Raw genomic sequence first — 18,353 nt, 5'->3', positions numbered from 1 at the left:
ACGATATGGGCATGAGGTGGATCCGCGACGACGCGCTCAAACCGGTCGCCGAAAAAGTGCTGGCCGGGGAGCGACTCTCCTTTGAAGATGGCCTGCGCCTCTATCAAACCCGGGACCTCACCACGCTGATGCGGCTCGCCAACCGGGTTCGCGAACAACGCCACGGCGACAAGACCTACTTCGTTCACTCGCTGCGCTTTTCGCAAACCAACATCTGCTACGTAGGTTGCACATTTTGCGCCTTTGCCCGGCGCTTTGGGGAAGAGGGTGCCTGGGATTACAGCGTCGATGAGTCCATCGAATGGATCGAAGCGCGCTACCAGCCGGGCATGACCGAGATCCACATCGCCTCCGGCCACCATCCCAAGCGCCCCCTCGACTACTACGTCTCGCTGGTGGCGGCCATTCGCGAACGCTTCCCGACGCTGCAGGTCAAGGCCTTCACCGCCGCCGAGATCAGCCACATCGCCAAGGTGGCGAAGACCGATGTGAAGACCGTGCTCCAGGAACTCAAGGCCGCCGGCCTCGTCGCCCTCCCCGGCGGCGGCGCGGAGATTTTCTCTGAGCGGGTCCGCAAGGAAATCGCCCGCAGCAAGATCCCGGCCGAAACCTGGCTCGAGGTCCACCGCATCGCCCACGAGCTCGGCCTTCCCACCAACGCCACCATGCTCTATGGTCACGTAGAGACGCTCGAGGAACGCCTCGACCACATGGATCGCCTGCGGCGCCTGCAGGACGAGACCGGCGGGTTCGTAAGCTTCATCCCCCTCGCTTTCCAACCCGACGGCAACCCGCTGGCGAAAGCCCTGGGCAAGACCGAAGCCCCAAGCGCCACCGACGACCTCCGAAATCTGGCGGTCGCCCGCCTCTACCTCGATAACTTCCCCCACATCAAGGGCTACTGGGCCACGATCACCCCGGAAGTGACCCAGATCTCCCTCGACTGGGGCGTGAGCGACATCGACGGCACCCTCATCGAGGAGAAGATCGTCCACATGGCCGGGGCCAAGGCCCCCGAAGGCCTGGCCAAGGGGGCTCTGATCGAGCTCATCCAGCGGGCGGGCAGGGTTCCGATCGAGCGGGACGCCCTCTACCGCGAAATTCGCGTCTACGAGCCCGTGCCGTCATGAAACCCCGCGTCGGCCTCCCCCCCTACGCCAACGTCGCGCCGCTCAGGCACTACCTGGCCCCCCACACCTTCCGGCTGATCGAGGCCGTTCCCACCGAGCTCAACCAGGGGTTGCTCTCGGGCGAGATCGACCTTTCGCTGGTTTCGTCGGTTTTTTTCCTCGAACACCAGGATACTCTCGCCGCCCTGCCCGATTTTTCGGTCTCGGTGCTGGGGCGGGTCTACTCGGTGAACGTCTTTTCGCGGGTGCCCTTCGAGGCCATCCGAAGCCTCGCCCTCACCACCGAATCGGCCACCTCGGTCAGACTGCTCAAGCTCTTGCTCGGCCAAAACGCCACCTTCACGCCCGCAAGCGGCGGGCTTGAGCTGCTCGAGGCCTTCGACGGGGTTTTGCTCATCGGCGATCGGGCCATTCAGAGCTACGCCGCGCTACTCGATCGCCCACCGACCTCGGTCCACGAGGTCCCGGCCCGCCCCGGCGGCGTCTACGTCACCGACCTCGCCGAACGGTGGTACCAAAGGACCAAACTCCCCTTCGTCTTCGCCGTCTGGGCCTTTCGCAAGGACGATCCACCGCCTCTGGCCGTGGTCAAGGAACTCCGCCGGGCCCGGAGCCTGGGCCTTGGCCGCCTGGCCCAGGTGGCGCTCGCCGAAAGCCGCCGCCTGAATGTGAGTCCGAGGCTCCTCCAGCACTACCTCTGGAACTTCCGGTATCACCTCGAGGCCCCCGACCTCGACGGGCTGGCCGAGTTCGCCAGGGCGCTGGGCCTTTCCCTGCCGGCCCAGCTGGGCCAAGATCCCGAGTAAGGACCGGGCGCTATAATGCCGGAGAGCCCTTGCACCTCTTAGAAAACGGTGGCCCGCTCGCCGCTTTTCCCTCGTTTTCCGGGGTGCGCTGGGGGGAGGCGTGAAGGTGCGTTTGACAACCCAAGGCATGCTCGCCGGAGCCGCAGCCGGCGGGGGGCTGGCGCTCGCGCTCGAGCTGCTCCGCCGCTTGGGGATTCACCCACCGGCCACCTTCCTGATCCTGGTCATGCTCGCCGCCCTGCTCGCGACCCGCGGCAACGGCGCCGGGCTCGGAGCCGCCCTGGCCACCGTGCTCTTTATGGTCTACGCCGTCTTTATGGGATTTGCCCCCGCGGGGATCAGCCTCAACCCCGTTTACACGGTGCTTTCCATCGCCATTCTGCTGGCGGTCATCCTCCAAATCGAGCGCCAGGCCCGAAAAAACACCGAGCTCAAGGAAAACGTCATCCGTCAAAAGGCGCTCTTTGAACGGCTCTTTTCCAACGCCCCACTTCCCATCGTGATCGTTGACGCAAAGGGGAACATTCACATGGCGAACCAGGCGAGCGCCGAGGGGTTCGGCTACCGCCCAAAAGCGCTCATCGGCGAGCCGATTGAGGTCCTCCTGCCCGACGACGAAACCCTTCGCAAAGCCCACCGTAAGTACCGGGAAGATTTCATGAAAGCGCCCCAGGCCCGACCGATGGGAAAAGCCAAGCAGCTCCTGGCACGGCGCCAGAGCGGAGAACGTTTTCCGGTCGAGGTCGGGCTGGTTCCACTCGAGATCGAAGGCGAACCCTTCGTCGCCGCCTTCGTCAAGGACCTGAGCGAAATCGACCAGGTTCGGCGCGACCTCGAGGCCACCCTGGCCCAGGCCAAGGCCTTCGGGATTCGCATGCGGACCAGTCCGAGCCCGGGCTGGGAGCTCATCGGCCCGGTCGAGTCGGTGACCGGTTATCCCGCCGCATACTTTCAAAACGACCTGGGCAAGTTCCTGGCCATGGTTGACCCCAGCATCCGCGACGAGATCGAGCGCCACTTCACCGAGATCATCGAAAACGACGGCGACCTCAACCAGTTCTTCCGCTTCCAGCACGCCGACGGCGACTGGCGCTGGCTGCGCACGATCGCGCATTGCGAAAAGGGCGAGCTGGTGGTCTTCGTTCAGGACGTCACCGAGCTGGTTGAGGAGCAAACCAAGGCGCTGGCGGCAAAACGGGCCAGCGAGGAGAAAAACCGTTTCCTTTCCCGCATGAGCCACGAGCTCCGCACCCCGCTGAATGCCATTTTGGGCTTTGCCCAGCTCATGGAGATGGATGGCAAGCTCAGCGAGAGCCAGCTCGAGGCCGTCTCCCACATCCTCAAGGCGGGCAAACACCTGCTCACCCTCATCGACGAGGTCCTGGAAATCGCCAAGGCCGAATCCGGCCACGTCCACCTCTCGCTGGAGCCGGTGCAGATGGCCGAGGTGCTGAACGAAACCGTCGGGCTGGTCAAACCCATCGCGCAGCAGGAGAACATCACCCTCCACCCACCGGCGGCAGAGGCCAGGCGCCACTACGCCTTCGCCGACCGGCAGCGCCTGGTCCAGGTATTGCTCAACCTGCTGGTGAACGCGGTGCGCTACAACCACCCCGGGGGCGCGGTGTGGGTTCGCACCCGGGAAGACGACGACGAGATCGCCATCGAGGTCGAGGACACCGGCATCGGTATTCCGGCCTCGATGCGCGCGCGGGCCTTTGAACCCTTCGACCGCCTGGACCTGCCGACGAGCGAACCCGGCGGGAGCGGCCTGGGCCTCGCCATCTCCAAACGCTTCACCGAGCTCATGGGCGGGTCGCTGAGCTTTTCCAGCAAAGAGGGCCGGGGCTCGACCTTCGTCGTCCGCCTGCCCAAAGCCCAGCCGCCGCCCGAACCGGCCGATGAGCCGGGCGATCCGAACCCGGGGCAGGCGGGGGCCAAAACCGTCCTTTACATCGAGGACAACCCCGCCAACCTGAAGCTCATGCAGCGGATCCTAGCGCAGCTGACCTCGATCCGGCTCATCGCCACCACCCAGGGTCGCATGGGCATCACGCTGGCCAGGGAACACAACCCCGACCTGGTCCTTCTCGACCTCGAGCTGCCCGACATGAGCGGACTGGAAGTGCTGGCCCAGCTCAAGGGCCACCCGAAGACCCAGGCGATCCCGGTGGTGATCCTGAGCGCCAGCACCGTTCCCGAGCGCAGCGGCCGGGCGCTGGCCAGCGGCGCCTACGCCTTCCTCACCAAGCCCCTCGATGTCCGCCGCTTCATCGAGCTGACCAGCCAGATCCTCTCCGACCGGACATGACCTGTGTCATGGCCGACCGGGCCAATGCGCGCTAGGCTCGCTCTTGGAGGTATGGCTATGGAGAACACCCTCGACGTCCGAGACCTGCCGGCTGCATCGCGTCACGCCAAGATCTTCCAGGCCCTCGCCGCACTCCACCCCGGCGAACGCCTGCTGCTCATCAACGACCACGACCCCAAGCCCCTTTATTACCAGCTCCAGGCGGAACACCCGGGCCAGTTCCTTTGGAGCTACATCGAAAAGGGCCCCGAGACCTGGCGGGTCATGATCGAAAAGGTCGCCCCGGCAGCGTCGGGATCGAAGCTCGGCACCCCCAAACCCGCCTGGCTCTCGTCGCCGGTCGCACACGAACTCGACGTGCGCCCCATCCTGGCCCGAGGCGAGGAACCCTTCGAGACCATCATGCAGCACGCCCGCCAGGTGGAGGCCGGTCAGCGGCTCGTGCTCCTGGCGCCGTTCGAACCCGTTCCCCTCTACCAGGCCCTGGCCCCGCTCGGCTTTGAAGCCTGGTGCGAGCAGGAAGCGGGGCTCTACCGGGTCCACTTCTACCGCAAGGGGTAGCTCGGTAGGACGCCCACCCGGGGCATCAAGCGCCGGCCTCGAGGGCCTCGACAAGCTCTTCTAACCCCTCGATGTCGAGCTCGTAGGTGCCTCGGGTGCCCTCGATCAGCCCGCGGTCCCGTAGCTCGCTGAGGATCTGGGTGGTGGTCACGCGCGTGGTTCCGGCGAGCGAGCCGATCTCTTCCTGGGTGAGGTCGAGCCGCAGTGTAACCCAACCTTCTTTCGACTCGCTTCCAAAGCGGCGAGCGAGCACGAGGAGGACGCCCGCGACCCGCACCATCGCCGGCAGGGTGGTGCGCCTGAGCTCCTCTTCCAGCAGCTGGTTGCGCTCGGCGAGCACCGAGGCAAAAGCGAGCGCCGCTTCCGGCACCCGCCGGGCGGCCTCGAGGAACTGGTCACGGTTCACCGGGCAGACGACGGCCCGCTTGCTGATGCACACCGCTTCGCTCTTTCGCTCGCGGGCCTGAGTGAGGAAGGACTCCCCGAAAAAATCGTCGGGTCCGACGACGGCGACGACCCTCTCCCCCGCCGGGCTGGGGAGGCTGATCTTGACCCGGCCCTCGAGGAGGATAAAAAGGCTTTCGGCCGGGTCGCCGGGGCGGTAGATCGCCTCGCCCTTGCGGTAGGGGCGGGGCGGGCAGATCGAGGCAAAACCCGCCATGCTCTCGGGGTCGAGCAGCGTGCGCCAGCCGGTCTCCGGGACCACCCACACCCGACCCCGCGGCTCGGGCGCGGCCGGCTTCCGGCCAAAGGCCATGAGCACCTTGGCGAGCATGGAGGCTTGTGAAGCCATTGGGGTCAGTCTACCCCATGGGGACCTTCGTCACCTGAGACGGCCAAGACCCTGTTCGAGCCGCGCCCGGGAAAGTTCCCCCATGTACTGATCGACGATCTTGCCGCTTTTGGTAACGAAAAAGGTGGTAGGAATCGCGGCGACCCGCATGCGGTGGGCGAGGCGGCCGTCGAGGTCGAGGAGGACCCACTCGAGGTTCAACCCTTCTTTTTGCAAAAAGGCCCGCGCGGTGTCGGGGCGCTCCTGAAGGTTTACGAAGAGGAAGACCACACCCGTCTCCTTCGCCGCGTACTCGGAGAGCAGCGGCATCTCCCGACGGCAGGGAGGACACCAGCTGGCCCAGAAGTTCACCACCAAAGGGGTCCCGCGAAACTCGGCCAGGCGCACCTGCCCCCCATCCAGCCGGGGCAGCGTCCAGTCGGGCAGGGCCCTCTCGCCCTCACCCCCCCGGAACGAAAGGCCAAAAAGCGCCACCGCGACCACGAGCCCAGAAGCCAGCGGCCAAAGCGCAAGGCGCAGCTGCCCGGGCGTCCGGTGGAAAAAGTAAAGCGTGTAGGCCGCGCCAGTAAGCAGCCCCCAAAAGACGTCGAACCCCCCCTGCCAGACGTAAAAGACCGCCAGGGGCTCCTGCAAAAACGCGGCCGCGTTCTCTCCCACATACCCAAGCCGCGCCCCTAAAAGCCCGAGCAAGGCTGCGTTCCAGGCCCAGACCGCGACCCTCGGCTGTCCCTTCCTGGCCACGAGCTCGGCGACGAGCACAAAGGCCGCGATCGACAAGGCCACGTACACCCGGAAAAGCGGAACCACGAAGGGGCCGAGTTGAACGACTTCCACGGGCAAAGGCTACGGGAAAACCATGAAGCCTAGGTGAAGGCCCAGTGGGCCGGCCGAATTCCGGCCTCGACCAGCGCCTGGGCGAGGGCCTCGCGAAGGACGTCCAGGCCTTCGCCGCGGAGCGCGGAGACCGGGATACCGCCGTAGTGCTCCCGGGCCCAGTCGACATCGTAGGGGTCGGCGCGGTCCACCTTGTTGAGCGCGTGCACCAGCGGGGCCTCCACACCCAGCTCGGAAAGCAGCGCTTCCACCGCGCGCTTTCTCGCGTCGTAGCCCTCCTCCGAAACGTCGAGAACGTGCAGGAGAACGTCTGCTTCGGCGAGCTCCTCCAACGTGGCCCGAAACGCCGTAACCAAGGCCTCGGGCATGTTGCGGATGAACCCCACGGTATCGGCAAAGAGCACTTCGCCAATGCTGGGAAGGAAGCCCTTTCGCACCAGGGGCTTCAAGGTAGCGAAGAGACGATCTTCCCCGGCCTCGCCCTTTTTCGCCAGGCGGCGCGCCAGCGTGGTCTTGCCGGCGTTGGTGTAACCGACCACCGCCACGACCGGCACCCCCCGGCGGCCCCGGCGCTTCCTCGCCTCCCGCCGCCGCTTGGCGATGCGCTCGATCTCGCCTTTGAGCTGGGCGATTCTCGCCTGCAGCCGCCGGCGATCGACCTCGAGCTTGGTCTCACCCGGCCCCCGGGTCCCGATGCCGCCGCCAAGCCGGCTCATGCGCCTGCCCTGGCCCACCAACCGGGGCAAGAGGTAGCGCAGCTGGGCCAGCTCGACCTGGGCCTTGGCCTCCGGGGTGCGGGCGTTTTGGGCGAAGATGTCGAGGATCAGCTGCGTGCGGTCGAGGACTTTGAGCTGGGTGAGCTTTTCGATCTCCCGGGCCTGCGTTGGCGTGAGGTCGACGCCAAAGATCAACGTCCCGGCGTTGTTGTGATAGGCGAGCGAGACCAGCGACTCGAGCTTGCCCCGCCCCACCAGGGTCTTGGGGTCGAAGTGCGGCCGGTAAACGAGCTCCGAATGCACCACCACGCCGCCGGCGCTCCGGGCGAGCTCGGCGAGCTCAACCAGCCCCACCTCGGCCTCGGGCCCCTCACCCCGGTCGATGCCGACGAGGATCACGCGTTCACCGGCACCATCCTCCAGGGCCTGGAGCCTGGCCTGGCGACCGAGCTCTTCCTCGAGGGCCCGCACCAGCCCGCCCAGGTCGAACTCGAGGTATTGGTGGTAGGCTTTCTGGGGCAGAATGCGCCAGTCTTCCTCTTCCGAGCGGGGCGGCACCAGGTGCGCGAGATGCACCAAGCCCGGCCGGCCATCTTGAACCTCGAGTGCCACCATGGCATCCAGACGGTTGAGAAAGAGCACCGAGAGGTCAGGCCGGCTCAGACCGCCGCCCTCGAGGTGGGTGTGCACCAGGTGATACCCAGCCAGGCGCGTCTCGACCAGCGCGTGTTCGGGAATGGGGAGATCCCGGGCATCCCCGACCGCGACCCGGCGGACGTAGCCCTTCCGGTCGATCAAGAGCCCCAAAGGGCGGCCGGAGAGCTCGGTCAGCTCCGCCATCCGCTGCGCCAGCTCGGCGCTAAAGAGCCGCCCTGGCGGCACGCGCCGCCGGTAGAGCAGCGAGAGCTTTTTCAGGGTGCTTGGTTTGAGGCCTTGCGTCCTTCCGTAAACCTTTTGAATCCTCCTTCACCTCCCGGGGAATCCCCGTCGCTGTTCCTCGGCTCGCTTTATTTTAAGCGCGCCCGCGTGAGCTTTCAATGCGCGATCCAATCGCCATGACAAAGCCACCGTAGCCTCAATACCATAGAGGCATGCGCTGGCTCTGGCTCGCCCTCCTCCTCATTCCTGCCTTTGCCCAAACCCCGAAAGCGATCGTGGTTTTGGGCGCCGCCCAGTATAACGGCAGGCCTTCCCCGGTGTTCGCCGCCCGCCTGGAAGCGGCGCGCGCGCTTTTGGCGTCGGGGGCGGGCCGTCTCATCCTGGTGACCGGCGGCAAGCAAAACGGCGACCGCTATAGCGAAGGCGAAGCCGGGTGCGCCTATCTCGCCCGAAAAGGGGTGCCCAAATCCCAACTGCGCTGCGAAACCAGTAGCCGGAGTACCTGGGAAAACCTCCTGGCGGCGAGGCGGATCCTCCGCGGTTACGAGCTCGTCCTCGTCACCGACGCCCCCCACCTTCCCAGGGCGCTTTTGCTCGCGAGAAAGCTCGGCCTCAAGGTCCGCGGCTACCCGGTCCAGGGGAACTTCTCGTGGCGCTACCGCTTGCGCGAACGCCTTCTCTTCCTGGCCGCCGTCTTCGGCCTCAACCATCTTTGAGTTTGTCGAGTGAGGCCAGGTAGCTCTCCAAAAGCCCGCGAAACTGCTCGACAAAGAGCGACTTTTCCCGTCGCAGCCGCTCCATTTCCCGCTGCAGCTGCTTGAGTTGGTCCATGGCCTCTCGCAAGGCCTTTTCCTTGGCCGCCTTGGCCTCCGAGAGGATGAGCTCGGCTTCGCGCTCGGCCTGGGCCTTGACCTCGCGCGCGATCCGCTCCGCCGCCACCACCGCGCGCTTCAGCTCCGACTCCCCTTCCCTTGCCCGATCGAGTTCGGCCTCGAGCTCGGCGATTCTCTTTCGGCTGGCCTCGAGGGCCTCCTGCAGTTCGGCGACGAAATCCGCCAGGTGACCCAGGTAATCCCGGACCTCGTCGGGGTCATAGCCCCGGAGCTTGCGCTTGAACTCCTGATAGCGAATGTCCAGCGGATTAAGCCCCATCGTCCACCTCGAATACCGCCCGCCCCACCCGCACCAGCGTCGCCCCTTCCTCGACGGCGACCTCGAAGTCTTCGCTCATCCCCATCGAACGCTCGGGCAGGTCGAAGCGGTCGGCCAGAAGGGAGAGCGTTTTAAAGACCCAGCGAACCTCTTCTGGATTGTCCACTCTCGGGGCCACGGTCATCAAGCCCAAAAGCTCGAGTCGCGGCAGATCGCGCACCCGTGCCACGAGCGCGGGCAGATCTTCGGGCAGCACCCCGTGCTTTTGCGGCTCACGGGCGACGTTGACCTCGATCAAGACCGGCTGCACCCTCGTCGCACGGCGGGAGAGCGCCTCCGCGATCCGGGCGGACTCCAGCGAGTGCACCAGGGCAAAATGCCCCATCCACTTGGCCTTGTTGCGCTGCAGGGGACCGATGAAGTGAAACGGCACCTCCGGCAGGGCCTCGATCTTGGGCAGGGCTTCCTGGACCCTCGACTCACCCAGCGGGAAATTCCCAAAGGCGAGCACCCGCTCGCGAATCTCCTCGATCGTCCGCCCTTTGCTCACCACCACCAGTTTCACCCCAGCGGGATTCCGCCCCGCCCGCTTGGCCGCGGCCGCGATACGGTCGAGGACTCCGGCGAGGCTCATCCCAGGGCGGCCAAAAACGCCTTGACGAGCTGGCGGAAACGGGGACCGGTGCGCTCGGCCACGGCCAGCACCTCCGCCTCGCTGGCGTGGTGGTCGCTGTCGGGAATCGCCATGTCGGTAATGGTTGAGACCGCCACCACCCGGGCGCCGAGGTGGCGGAGCGCGATCACCTCGGGCACCGTGCTCATGCCGATGGCATCGGCTCCAAACGAACGGAGCATCCTGAGCTCGGCCCTCGAGGCGAAGCTCGGCCCCGAGATGGCCACGTAGACCCCCTCGCGCAACGGGATCCCCTCGCGAAGGGCCACCTCCCGGAAAAGACGCCTCAGCTCGGGGTCATAGGCGTCAAACATAACCGGGAAACGCGGCCCGAGCCGCTCGTCGTTCGGGCCTTTGAGCGGGTTATCCCCAATGAAGTTGATGTAGTCGGCGTGGAGCATCATATCGCCGGCGGCAAAAAGCGGATTCAGCCCACCAGCCGCCGAGGTCAGCAAGAAGGTCTTCGCCCCCAGGAAATACCCCACCCGGACCGGGAAAACCACTTCGTCCAGAGCGTAGCCCTCGTAGGGGTGCACCCGCCCCTTGTACACCGCCACCTTCCGACCGGCCAGATGTCCGAGGATCAGCTTGCCCTCGTGGCCGGGCGCGGTGGAGACGGGGAAGTTCGGCAGTTCGGCGTAAGGAATCACCGTGTCGACCTCGACCTCGTCCGCCAGGGGGCCAAGCCCCGAGCCCAGCACCAGCCCCACCTCGGGAACGAAGTCGCTCTGCGAACGAACCGCCGCCACGGCCTCCTGAATGCGCTCGTACACGTCGCCCATGCCCTTCAGTTTACTCTCACGGCCGATTCACTGGTAGAAGTTAGCATGCGAGACATGCGATACCGCTTGTTCGCACTTCTTGCCATCCTCGGTCTGGCGTTTGCCGCGCCGATCCGGGAGATCCAAGTCGTCGGCGCCGACCCGGTGCTCGCGACCCTCGCCCGAATCGCCCTGCCGGTATCGGTCGGCGACGAGGCAAAGGGCCTCTCCAGCGAAGCCCTCATCCGAGCCGTCAAGGCGACGGGCTATTTCCAGGAGGTAGAGGTCGATCTCAAGGACGGCGTGCTCACCGTACGCGTCAAGCCCAACCCGCCGATCACCTCGCTCGAGGTCCAGGCCACCGCCTTCCCCCCGAACAAGCTCGCGGACTTTCTGGCCAACCAGCTGGCCATCACCCCCGGCAGCGTTTACAACCCCAAGAAGGTCGCCGAAGCCGAACAGAAGCTCGCCGAGCTCTTCCGACAGCAAGGCTTTCCCTTCAAACCCAAGGTCAGGGGTGAAACGCGCTCTTTAGACGGGGGCGTCGCCCTCACCTTCGTGGTTGAGGAGTCGCCTCCCCTCCGCACGCTCAAGGTTCAAGGGGCCTCACTCGTCCCGAAAGACGAAATCGTCCGCTACTTCAAGCCGCTGCTCGACCTCGGTAAGTTCTCCTGGCCCCTCTACCTGCAAGCGGTGCAGCAAACGGCCCAGCGCTACGCCGAAGATGGCTACAAGGGCAGCGGGGTCGACCCAAGACGCAGCCAGCTCAAAGCCGGGGTCCTCGAGGTCCAGATCCGCGAACTCAAGGTCACCGCCGTGGATCCGGGTGACCTCGCCGAGGTGCCGGTGGCGGTCGGCGACCCCTACAACTACGACCACCTGGTCAACGCGGTGGCCGAGCTTTCACGCAAGCTGGGGCGCGAGGTCAGTTTTCAGGCCGAGGCGTTCCAGGACGGGGTCAGGATCCGCTTTCGCATCGGACAGGCCAGGTACGGCCGGATCAACACGATTGAGATCCGCGGTGCCACCGCCTTCAGCGAGGACGCGCTCAAGTCCCTGCTGGTGCTCAAGCCGGGGGACGTCTTCAACCCCCAGCTCGCGGAAGCGGATTTCGAGCGAATCTACCGCTACTACCAGGCCCAGGGCTTTGCCCTCGTCCCCAAGGCCGACTACAGCTTCCAAAATGGGGTGTACCGCCTCACCATCCGCGAAATCAAAATCGGCGGCTACACCTTGGTCTGGGAAGGACCCCACCGGACCAAGGATTTTGTGGTGCTGAGAGAGCTCCCCAAACCGGGAAGCCTCTTCTCCATCAAGGCACTTCGGGAAGGTCTGGGACGGCTCTTGCGGACCGGCATCTTCAAAACCCCCCCCGAGGTGCTCACCCAGCCGGGCGCGCGGCCGGATGAACGCCAGGTGGTGCTCAAGCTCAAGGAGAGCAAGACCCTGGTCGTGACACCCGCCATCGCCTGGTCGAGCACCTCCGGGTGGAGCGGGCAGCTCTCGCTCTCCGACAAAAACCTCTGGGGACGGGCCCACCAAGCGGACCTCGAACTCTCCTTCGTCGAGAACGACGCCGGCGACAACCTCTCGCTCAGCCTGAGCTACAAAATCCCCTGGCTCTATCTGGACTTCGCCGATTTAAAGCAGGTGCCCACCAGCATCGCCTTTGCCGCCTATTCCATCCCCTACGGCAACTTCACCCTCAACGACAACAACCAAAACCCCACCGGCTGGGAGTACACCGAGCGGCGCAGCGGTTTCAGCGCCAGCATCGGGCGGCCGCTCTTTGGGGACCCCAACTTTACCGCCACCCTGGGCCTCGAGGGCCAGTGGGTGCACACCCTGCTTGAAACCCTCATCCCACCCGCGAACCCGACCGTTGACGAGGCCACGGCAAAGAGCCTGCTCCCCCAGAGCTACGCCAACGTTTCGCTCAGCACCACCTTCGACTACGCCCGGGTCGACGACCCCGTCTACCCCACCACCGGGATGCGGGCCAGCTGGCAGGTTGGCTACGGCGTGGTCTTCCCCGCCTCCGGAGGCATCACCTACTTCGCGCCGCTTTGGGGTACCTACAAAACCTACATGCCCGAAGACGAAGCGGGCCGGGCGGTCTTCGCCGTCCGCGTGGCCGCCGGCACCCTCCTCGGCACCCCGCCCGAGAGCCGCTACTTCACCCTCGGCGGATCAGACCCGGAAATCGCCATGCTCCGGGGGTATCAGCCGAGAACGTTCAGTGGACAGCGCCTGCTCGCCGGCTCCATCGAGTACCGCTATGACTTCCGACTCTCAAGCTCCATCAGCCAAACCGTCATCGGCATTGTCTTCGCCGACGCCGGCTCGGTCTGGAACCCGGGACAAAACCCCGAGTTCCACCTCGGATACGGCGTCGGGGTACAGCTGAACCTCGGTTACGGGGCGGTAACCCTGCCAGCCATCCGGCTCGATTATGGCTTTAGCACCCAAAACCCATCCGGCGTGCTGCACTTCCGCATCGGACCCGTCTTCTAAGCGAACAGTTCGACCGCGGCCCACGCGCCCCCTGCCGCAGCGGGGGGCATCTTTATTTGGCCATCCCGATCCCCCGGGGGTAGGGTGGGTAAAATGAAGGCATGGTCCTCGAGGAAAGCCCGGACACCTTCTTCGAACGGTTCGCCGAATACGCCACCCAGCTCGACCTCCTCCCGGTGCCCGAAGGCTGGCCCTTGCTGGAAGCCCATACCCCCCTCGGCCTCATCTTCCTCTTCGACCGGGGAACACCGCCCGCGCCCCTCGGTCCCACCGACGTCCTCATTCACGGCGTGGTACGCGAGGTCCGACCCGCCGAAGGAAGGCCGAGGCTGACCCCGCGCCCGGGCGGCGCGTATACCATCTCGGGTCAGGTAAGGGGTGAACCCGAACCTGGCTTTTTCCTTTTCGATGCCGGGTTTCCCATTCTTCTCGCCTCCCAGACCCCGCTCGAGCCCGAGACCCGGATCGAGGTCGAACTCGAGCCCCCGCTGATGGCCTTCCGGAAATGAGATGCCCCAACTGCGGCCACCGGAACGACGCGCGCTTCCTCTACTGCACCCTTTGCGGGCGTGCGCTCAAACCGCTCCCCGGGAGTAAACGATTCGCCACCGTCGTCTTTTTCGACCTCTCGGGCTTTACCGCGTTCACTCACGGATACGGTCCCGACGACGCCTGGCAGCGGGTGGAGCCCATTTTGGACGCCGCCCAGCAAACCGTCACCGCCTACGGCGGCCAGGTCGAGGCCATCTACGGCGACGGTCTCCTGGCGGTCTTCGGCCTCCGCGCAAGCCCTGTCCTCAAAGCCCGCCATGCGGTCGAGGCCGCCTTGGCGATGGTGGCTCAAAACCATGAGGTCGAGGCGCGGGCCGGAGCACGTCTTCTGGCCCGGGCCGCGGTCACGAGCGGCATCGTCCTGGCCGCGCCCATGCGCAGCGAAAACGGTCGCGAGCGCCTCTTCGGCGATCCCGTCAACCGCGCCCAGCGGATCGTTCAGGCCACGCCGGCCGGGGAGGTGGTCATCGACGAAACCACCGCCGCCCTGCTCCCCGAGGCCATCTGCGAACCCCTCAAGCCACTCAAGGCCAAAGGCTTTCCCACCCCGATCAAGGCCTTCTATTTTCGTGGCTGGGGCCGGGGAGCACCCCAGCACCCCTACCCGGAACTGGCGGCCGAACTCGAAACGCGCTGGCGAACGGCCCTGGCCAGCCGCCCGACCGCCCTGGTGTTCGTCGCGCCCCCGGGATCGGGGGAACGTTCACTGATCTCAGGCTTTTTCCGTGGCGTTGAAGCGGGTCGAAAGTACTGGCTGCCACCGCTTTCGGCGGGTATTTCCCTGCGCGCCTGGTTGGGGGCGTTTTTGAAGAAGCACCCCGAAGTCGAGCACGCGCTCTTGTCCCTCCCCTTGACCTCCCACGAAGCCAGAGCGCTCGCCTTCGTCCTGGGGAAACACCGTGAGGCGCCCCCGCTGAGCCTGATCTTCCGAACCCTCGCCCAGGCGCTCGCCGTCCTCAGCCAACGGGAACCCTGGTTGCTCGTCGTCGAGAACATCCACCACGCCGCGTCCGTTTTCCGGACCTTTTTGCACGGACTCAGGAAAATCGATCGCGCCAAGCTCCTGATCATCGCCACCGCCCGAACCGGGGCCTACCCTTACGCCAAACGGATCTCACCCCTCACCCTTGAAAAGTCCCTCCGGTGGCTTCGGCAGATCAACCCCACCCTCGACGAAGAATCCTGCGCCGCCTACGCAGCCCTGGCCGACGGTCTGGCCGACCCGCTCCGCCACCTCGCCAAAACGCCGGGCGAGGCCGGCCTGGTCGCGGCCCTGCAGCCCTACTTCGACGCCGTGGGCGCCGAGGCGCGGGAAGCGCTCCTGTTCTCGGCGCTCTTGCGCGAGGTGCAACCGGCCCTGCTCGAAAGCGTCCTCGGTCTGCCGGGCGAGAAAACCCTGCAACGCCTGACCGACGAAGGCTTTTTGCAGGCCACCGGAGCGGGCGAAGGCGGGAAAACGGCCTACCGTTTCAGGACCGAAGCCTACCGGCGCGCCGCCAAAGCCCTCCTCCCCCTTTCCAAGCAGCAAAGCTGGCACCGGCAGATCGCCGACTGGCTGGCGAAAACCGGCAAGGTCGAAGCCGCCGAAAGGGTCGCCGATCACCTCGAGGCCGCCGGCGATTTCGGGCCGGCGATCCGGGTCCTCAGAGCCGCGGCCCAGCAAACCCGCGACCAGGACGTGGCCCTCCGGCTTCTCAAACGGGCCTTCTCCCTCGCCCAAAGCCCGGCTCAGCAATCGCGACTGGCCATCGACCTCGCCCGGCGCCTGCTTCCCGAGCGCCCCGGCGAGGCACTCGAGGTCCTGAACCACGCTCGGGGAACCGAGGCGCTGAAGCTTCGGGGGCTCGCCCACCTCGGGCGGGGAAACCCGGACCGGTCGAGGGCCTGCCTCGAACGCTACCTACGCGACCGCCCGAACGATCACGAAGCCCACCTGGGTCTGGGAAAAGCCTGCGCCTCACTGGGGGACCTTCCATCGGCGGCGGATCACCTTTCACGGGCCCTCGAGGCCTACCGGGGCCGGGGCGAGCGGGAAGCGGCGGCGCAAACGGCGATCGAGCTCGCGGGGGTCGCCTGGCGTGCGCGTTCTCTGGATGAGGCGATTCACCGGGTCGGTGAAGCCGAGGGGCTCGCGATTTCTCGGGAAACGAAGCTGCTCGCCAGCGCCCTCCGCGCCTCCTACGCCCTCGACCAAGGGGCCTACATCGAGGCCCAGCGCCGGCTGGAAAAACTCGCTCCCTTGCTCAAAACCCTGGCCCCTGGACCCCTTTACGCCCGAATCGCCGCCATACGGCTACGATATCTCATCGAAACCGGAAAGCTCGGGAAAGCCCTCAGCGAAGGCGAGTACGCCTGGGCGGTGAGTCCCGACCCCTGGCTCGGCGCCGTTTACGCGCTGGCCCTGGCCCTGGCCGGAAAAACGGAAGACGCCCTCCGCTTGAGCATAACCTTGGCCGGCCAAACCACCTGCCCCCACACCCAGGCCTTCCTCAACCTGGCCCAGGGGTTCGCCCAGGCCGTGGAAGGCGCGCCCATCACCGGGGCCTTCAAACGCGCCTTGAGGTATGCGCAAAAGGCCAAAAACCCCTACGCCACCTTTCTCTCGCTCGCCGCACTCGCCATCGACCACCGGGATCGGGCGCCGCAAAAGACCAGCGCCATTGCGAGCTACCTCCTCCCCCGAACCGGGCCGAACGGCTTCCTGCCGTTCTACCAGTTCGCAAGGCTCCTCAAGGCCGAGGCCAACCTCCGGCTTGGCAAGCCCGTCCTCCACCTCCTGGCGTTTGAAAGCTCCTTCGCCCCGATCGAGCTCTGGCGGCGGAGCCTGGCCGTGACCGCGGGCCGCCCGGTCCACCCCCTGCCCAAAGCCCGGCTTCTGGGCTACGGTATCCTGGGACTGTGGGCCTATAATGCCTGGAGCCAAGCATGGACCCGAGGGAGATCATCCGCAGCCGAATTAACCTCAAGGACTTCATCGGCAACTACGTCGAGTTAAAGCCGGCCGGTAAGGGCCGGTATAAGGGCCTGTGCCCCTTCCACAAGGAAAAAACGCCGTCGTTTTACGTGGACGAGGACAAGGGGCTCTTCTACTGCTTCGGCTGCAAAGCGGGCGGCGACGTGTTCTCGTTCCTGGAACGCATTGAGGGGCTCGCCTTCGCCGAAGCTCTGGAACGCCTCGCCGAACTCACCGGGGTCGAGCTGCCCCAAAAGGCGGTCAAACGCAAGGACCCGACCCTCTATGAAATCAACGCCCTGGCGCTCGCTTTCTTTCGCGAACACCTCGATGCCCGCGCCCGAGCCTACCTCGAAGGGCGGGGGATCTCCCCGGCGATGATCGAGACCTTCCAGCTCGGCTTTGCCCCCGATGGCTGGGACCATCTGACCCGCCACCTCAGGAAGGCGGGCGTCTCGCTGGAGTCGGCCGTGGCCGCGGGTGTCCTGAGCGAACGCGAGGGACGGATCTACGATCGCTTCCGGAACCGGCTGATCGTCCCCATTTTGGAACCTGGCGGACGGGTGGTCGGTTTTTCGGGGCGGACCCTCGATCCCGAAGGCCAGCCCAAGTACTTAAACAGCCCGGAGACCGAGATCTTCAAAAAGCGCGAGCTCCTTTTCGCGCTCCCTCAGGCCAAGTCCGCGATACGCGAGCGAAAGCGCGCCATCGTGGTGGAGGGGCTTTTCGACGTCATCGCCCTCCACCAGATGGGCTACCAGGAGACGGTGGCCGTGCTCGGCTCCGCGCTCACCCCCGAGCAAGCGCTGCTTTTGAAACGCCTCGGCACCGTCGACCTCTACCTGGCCTTCGACGCCGACGAAGCCGGGCGCAAGGCCACCCTGGCTGGCTTGGACCTCGAGGTCGCGCGCCGCTTTCGCGTCTATGCGGTCGTGCTCCCCGAAGGCAGCGACCCCGGCGACCTGCTCACCGCCGAGGACGGTCGGGCGCGCTTCGAAGCCGCCCTCGGCCGCGCCCTGCCCGAGGTAAACTTCCGGTTCGACGAAGCGGCGAGGGGCCGGGACCTCCAAACCCCGGAGGGCAAGCGGGCTGTGCTCGAAGCCCTGCTCCCGCGCCTGGTCGACGCCGAACCCTTCGATCCGGTGGCGGAAGCGCTCAAGGCGATCATCGTCGACCGCCTGGGGCTCAAGCCCGGGGTCCTCGAGGACCTCATCCAGAGCCGGAAACGGCGGCGGCGGGCCCCGCTCTCCACCACCGAGGTGCGGGGAATCAGTGAAAATCAGGATCAGGTTTTGCTTCTCGAGCTCGATATCGTCGCCCTGCTGCTCTCACTTCCCCCAGAAGAGATCAAGACCTGGGCTCGCTACGTCGAGGATCACACCTGGCCACCGGAGAGCTCCTTCCTGGCCGAATTCCTGCGCCTGGCCGAATCGCTGAACTACGACCCCCGGCGAATGCAGCACCGGCTTACCCAGATGGCGGTGGGGGGCACCCTCTTCGAGCGGCTGATGCTCGCGCCCAGCCTGGCCTCACCCGAGCTCCAGCGCACCCTCGATAAGGCCATGGCCCGGCTGCGGGAGGCCTATTACAAGGCCAGGCTGCGCCGGCTCAAGGAAGCGCTCCACAAAAACCCCACCCCCGCCCTTTTGCAAGAGATCCAGAGCTTACAAGAGGCCATCGAGGCCGAACGCCGCCTCTATCGCGCGGAGCTCTGAAGC

15 protein-coding genes are annotated in these 18,353 nt (G+C 65.9%); 9 read left to right on the top strand and 6 right to left on the bottom strand.

Annotated elements, in window-relative coordinates:
- Positions 1-11 precede the first annotated feature (11 nt).
- The 4 genes from mqnE to ACZ5BT_RS10565 all read left to right on the top strand — a co-directional run bounded on the left by mqnE (position 12) and on the right by ACZ5BT_RS10565 (position 4,808).
- Positions 12-1,130 carry an aminofutalosine synthase MqnE gene (gene mqnE, locus ACZ5BT_RS10580; RefSeq protein ID WP_464884551.1) on the top strand — a complete coding sequence of 373 codons (1,119 nt, stop codon included), beginning with the start codon at positions 12-14 and terminating at the stop codon, positions 1,128-1,130.
- Positions 1,127-1,936 carry a menaquinone biosynthetic enzyme MqnA/MqnD family protein gene (locus tag ACZ5BT_RS10575; protein WP_464884550.1) on the top strand — a complete coding sequence of 270 codons (810 nt, stop codon included), beginning with the start codon at positions 1,127-1,129 and terminating at the stop codon, positions 1,934-1,936. The genes mqnE and ACZ5BT_RS10575 overlap by 4 nt, the downstream gene beginning before the upstream one ends.
- A 106-nt stretch (positions 1,937-2,042) precedes the next feature.
- Entirely contained in the window at positions 2,043-4,247 is a 2,205-nt protein-coding gene (locus ACZ5BT_RS10570) for an ATP-binding protein (protein WP_464884549.1), read from the top strand.
- Positions 4,248-4,298: 51 nt separating this feature from the next.
- Positions 4,299-4,808, top strand: coding sequence for a DUF2249 domain-containing protein (locus tag ACZ5BT_RS10565; protein ID WP_464884548.1), 510 nt, complete (start codon positions 4,299-4,301; stop codon positions 4,806-4,808).
- A gap of 25 nt (positions 4,809-4,833) precedes the next feature.
- On the opposite strand, the gene ACZ5BT_RS10560 is transcribed toward ACZ5BT_RS10565, so the two are convergent.
- The 3 genes from ACZ5BT_RS10560 to hflX are packed head-to-tail and all read right to left on the bottom strand — an operon-like array spanning position 4,834 to position 8,111.
- Positions 4,834-5,601: a Crp/Fnr family transcriptional regulator gene (locus ACZ5BT_RS10560; protein ID WP_464884547.1), complete on the bottom strand. Its 768-nt coding sequence runs from the start codon at positions 5,599-5,601 to the stop codon at positions 4,834-4,836.
- 30 nt (positions 5,602-5,631) lie between these two features.
- On the bottom strand, positions 5,632-6,435 hold the full coding sequence (locus ACZ5BT_RS10555) for a TlpA family protein disulfide reductase (protein WP_464884546.1): 804 nt from the start codon (positions 6,433-6,435) through the stop codon (positions 5,632-5,634).
- Between the two features lie 29 nt (positions 6,436-6,464).
- Positions 6,465-8,111, bottom strand: coding sequence for a GTPase HflX (hflX, locus tag ACZ5BT_RS10550; protein WP_464885822.1), 1,647 nt, complete (start codon positions 8,109-8,111; stop codon positions 6,465-6,467).
- Between the two features lie 131 nt (positions 8,112-8,242).
- On the opposite strand from hflX, the gene ACZ5BT_RS10545 reads away from it, so the two are divergent.
- On the top strand, positions 8,243-8,746 hold the full coding sequence (locus ACZ5BT_RS10545; RefSeq protein ID WP_464884545.1) for a YdcF family protein: 504 nt from the start codon (positions 8,243-8,245) through the stop codon (positions 8,744-8,746).
- Here the strand turns inward: ACZ5BT_RS10545 and ACZ5BT_RS10540 are convergent.
- Genes ACZ5BT_RS10540 through ACZ5BT_RS10530 form a run of 3 tightly spaced genes read right to left on the bottom strand, consistent with a single transcriptional unit; the run spans position 8,733 to position 10,637 of the window.
- Positions 8,733-9,182, bottom strand: coding sequence for a DivIVA domain-containing protein (locus tag ACZ5BT_RS10540; protein WP_464884544.1), 450 nt, complete (start codon positions 9,180-9,182; stop codon positions 8,733-8,735). The two genes, ACZ5BT_RS10545 and ACZ5BT_RS10540, sit on opposite strands and share 14 nt — an antisense overlap.
- Positions 9,172-9,816 carry a YggS family pyridoxal phosphate-dependent enzyme gene (locus tag ACZ5BT_RS10535; protein ID WP_464884543.1) on the bottom strand — a complete coding sequence of 215 codons (645 nt, stop codon included), beginning with the start codon at positions 9,814-9,816 and terminating at the stop codon, positions 9,172-9,174. The genes ACZ5BT_RS10540 and ACZ5BT_RS10535 overlap by 11 nt, the downstream gene beginning before the upstream one ends.
- The gene (locus tag ACZ5BT_RS10530; RefSeq protein WP_464884542.1) at positions 9,813-10,637 is read right to left on the bottom strand and encodes a purine-nucleoside phosphorylase; all 825 of its coding nucleotides are present in this window, start codon (positions 10,635-10,637) and stop codon (positions 9,813-9,815) included. Before ACZ5BT_RS10530 ends, ACZ5BT_RS10535 begins: the two co-directional genes overlap by 4 nt.
- A 54-nt stretch (positions 10,638-10,691) precedes the next feature.
- Here ACZ5BT_RS10530 and ACZ5BT_RS10525 point away from each other — a divergent pair, with 54 nt between their 5' ends.
- The 4 genes from ACZ5BT_RS10525 to dnaG all read left to right on the top strand — a co-directional run bounded on the left by ACZ5BT_RS10525 (position 10,692) and on the right by dnaG (position 18,350).
- Complete coding sequence (locus tag ACZ5BT_RS10525; RefSeq protein ID WP_464884541.1) at positions 10,692-13,130, top strand: BamA/OMP85 family outer membrane protein; 2,439 nt, start codon at positions 10,692-10,694, stop codon at positions 13,128-13,130.
- 101 nt (positions 13,131-13,231) lie between these two features.
- Complete coding sequence (locus tag ACZ5BT_RS10520) at positions 13,232-13,639, top strand: hypothetical protein (protein WP_464884540.1); 408 nt, start codon at positions 13,232-13,234, stop codon at positions 13,637-13,639.
- On the top strand, positions 13,636-16,677 hold the full coding sequence (locus tag ACZ5BT_RS10515; RefSeq protein ID WP_464884539.1) for an adenylate/guanylate cyclase domain-containing protein: 3,042 nt from the start codon (positions 13,636-13,638) through the stop codon (positions 16,675-16,677). The genes ACZ5BT_RS10520 and ACZ5BT_RS10515 overlap by 4 nt, the downstream gene beginning before the upstream one ends.
- The gene (gene dnaG / locus ACZ5BT_RS10510) at positions 16,608-18,350 is read left to right on the top strand and encodes a DNA primase (protein WP_464884538.1); all 1,743 of its coding nucleotides are present in this window, start codon (positions 16,608-16,610) and stop codon (positions 18,348-18,350) included. Before ACZ5BT_RS10515 ends, dnaG begins: the two co-directional genes overlap by 70 nt.
- The last annotated feature ends 3 nt before the right edge of the window (positions 18,351-18,353 follow it).

Source organism: Vulcanithermus mediatlanticus (assembly GCF_055385885.1).
The sequence above is the reverse complement of the archived record's forward strand: the minus strand, read 5'-3'. Positions and strand labels throughout refer to the sequence as shown.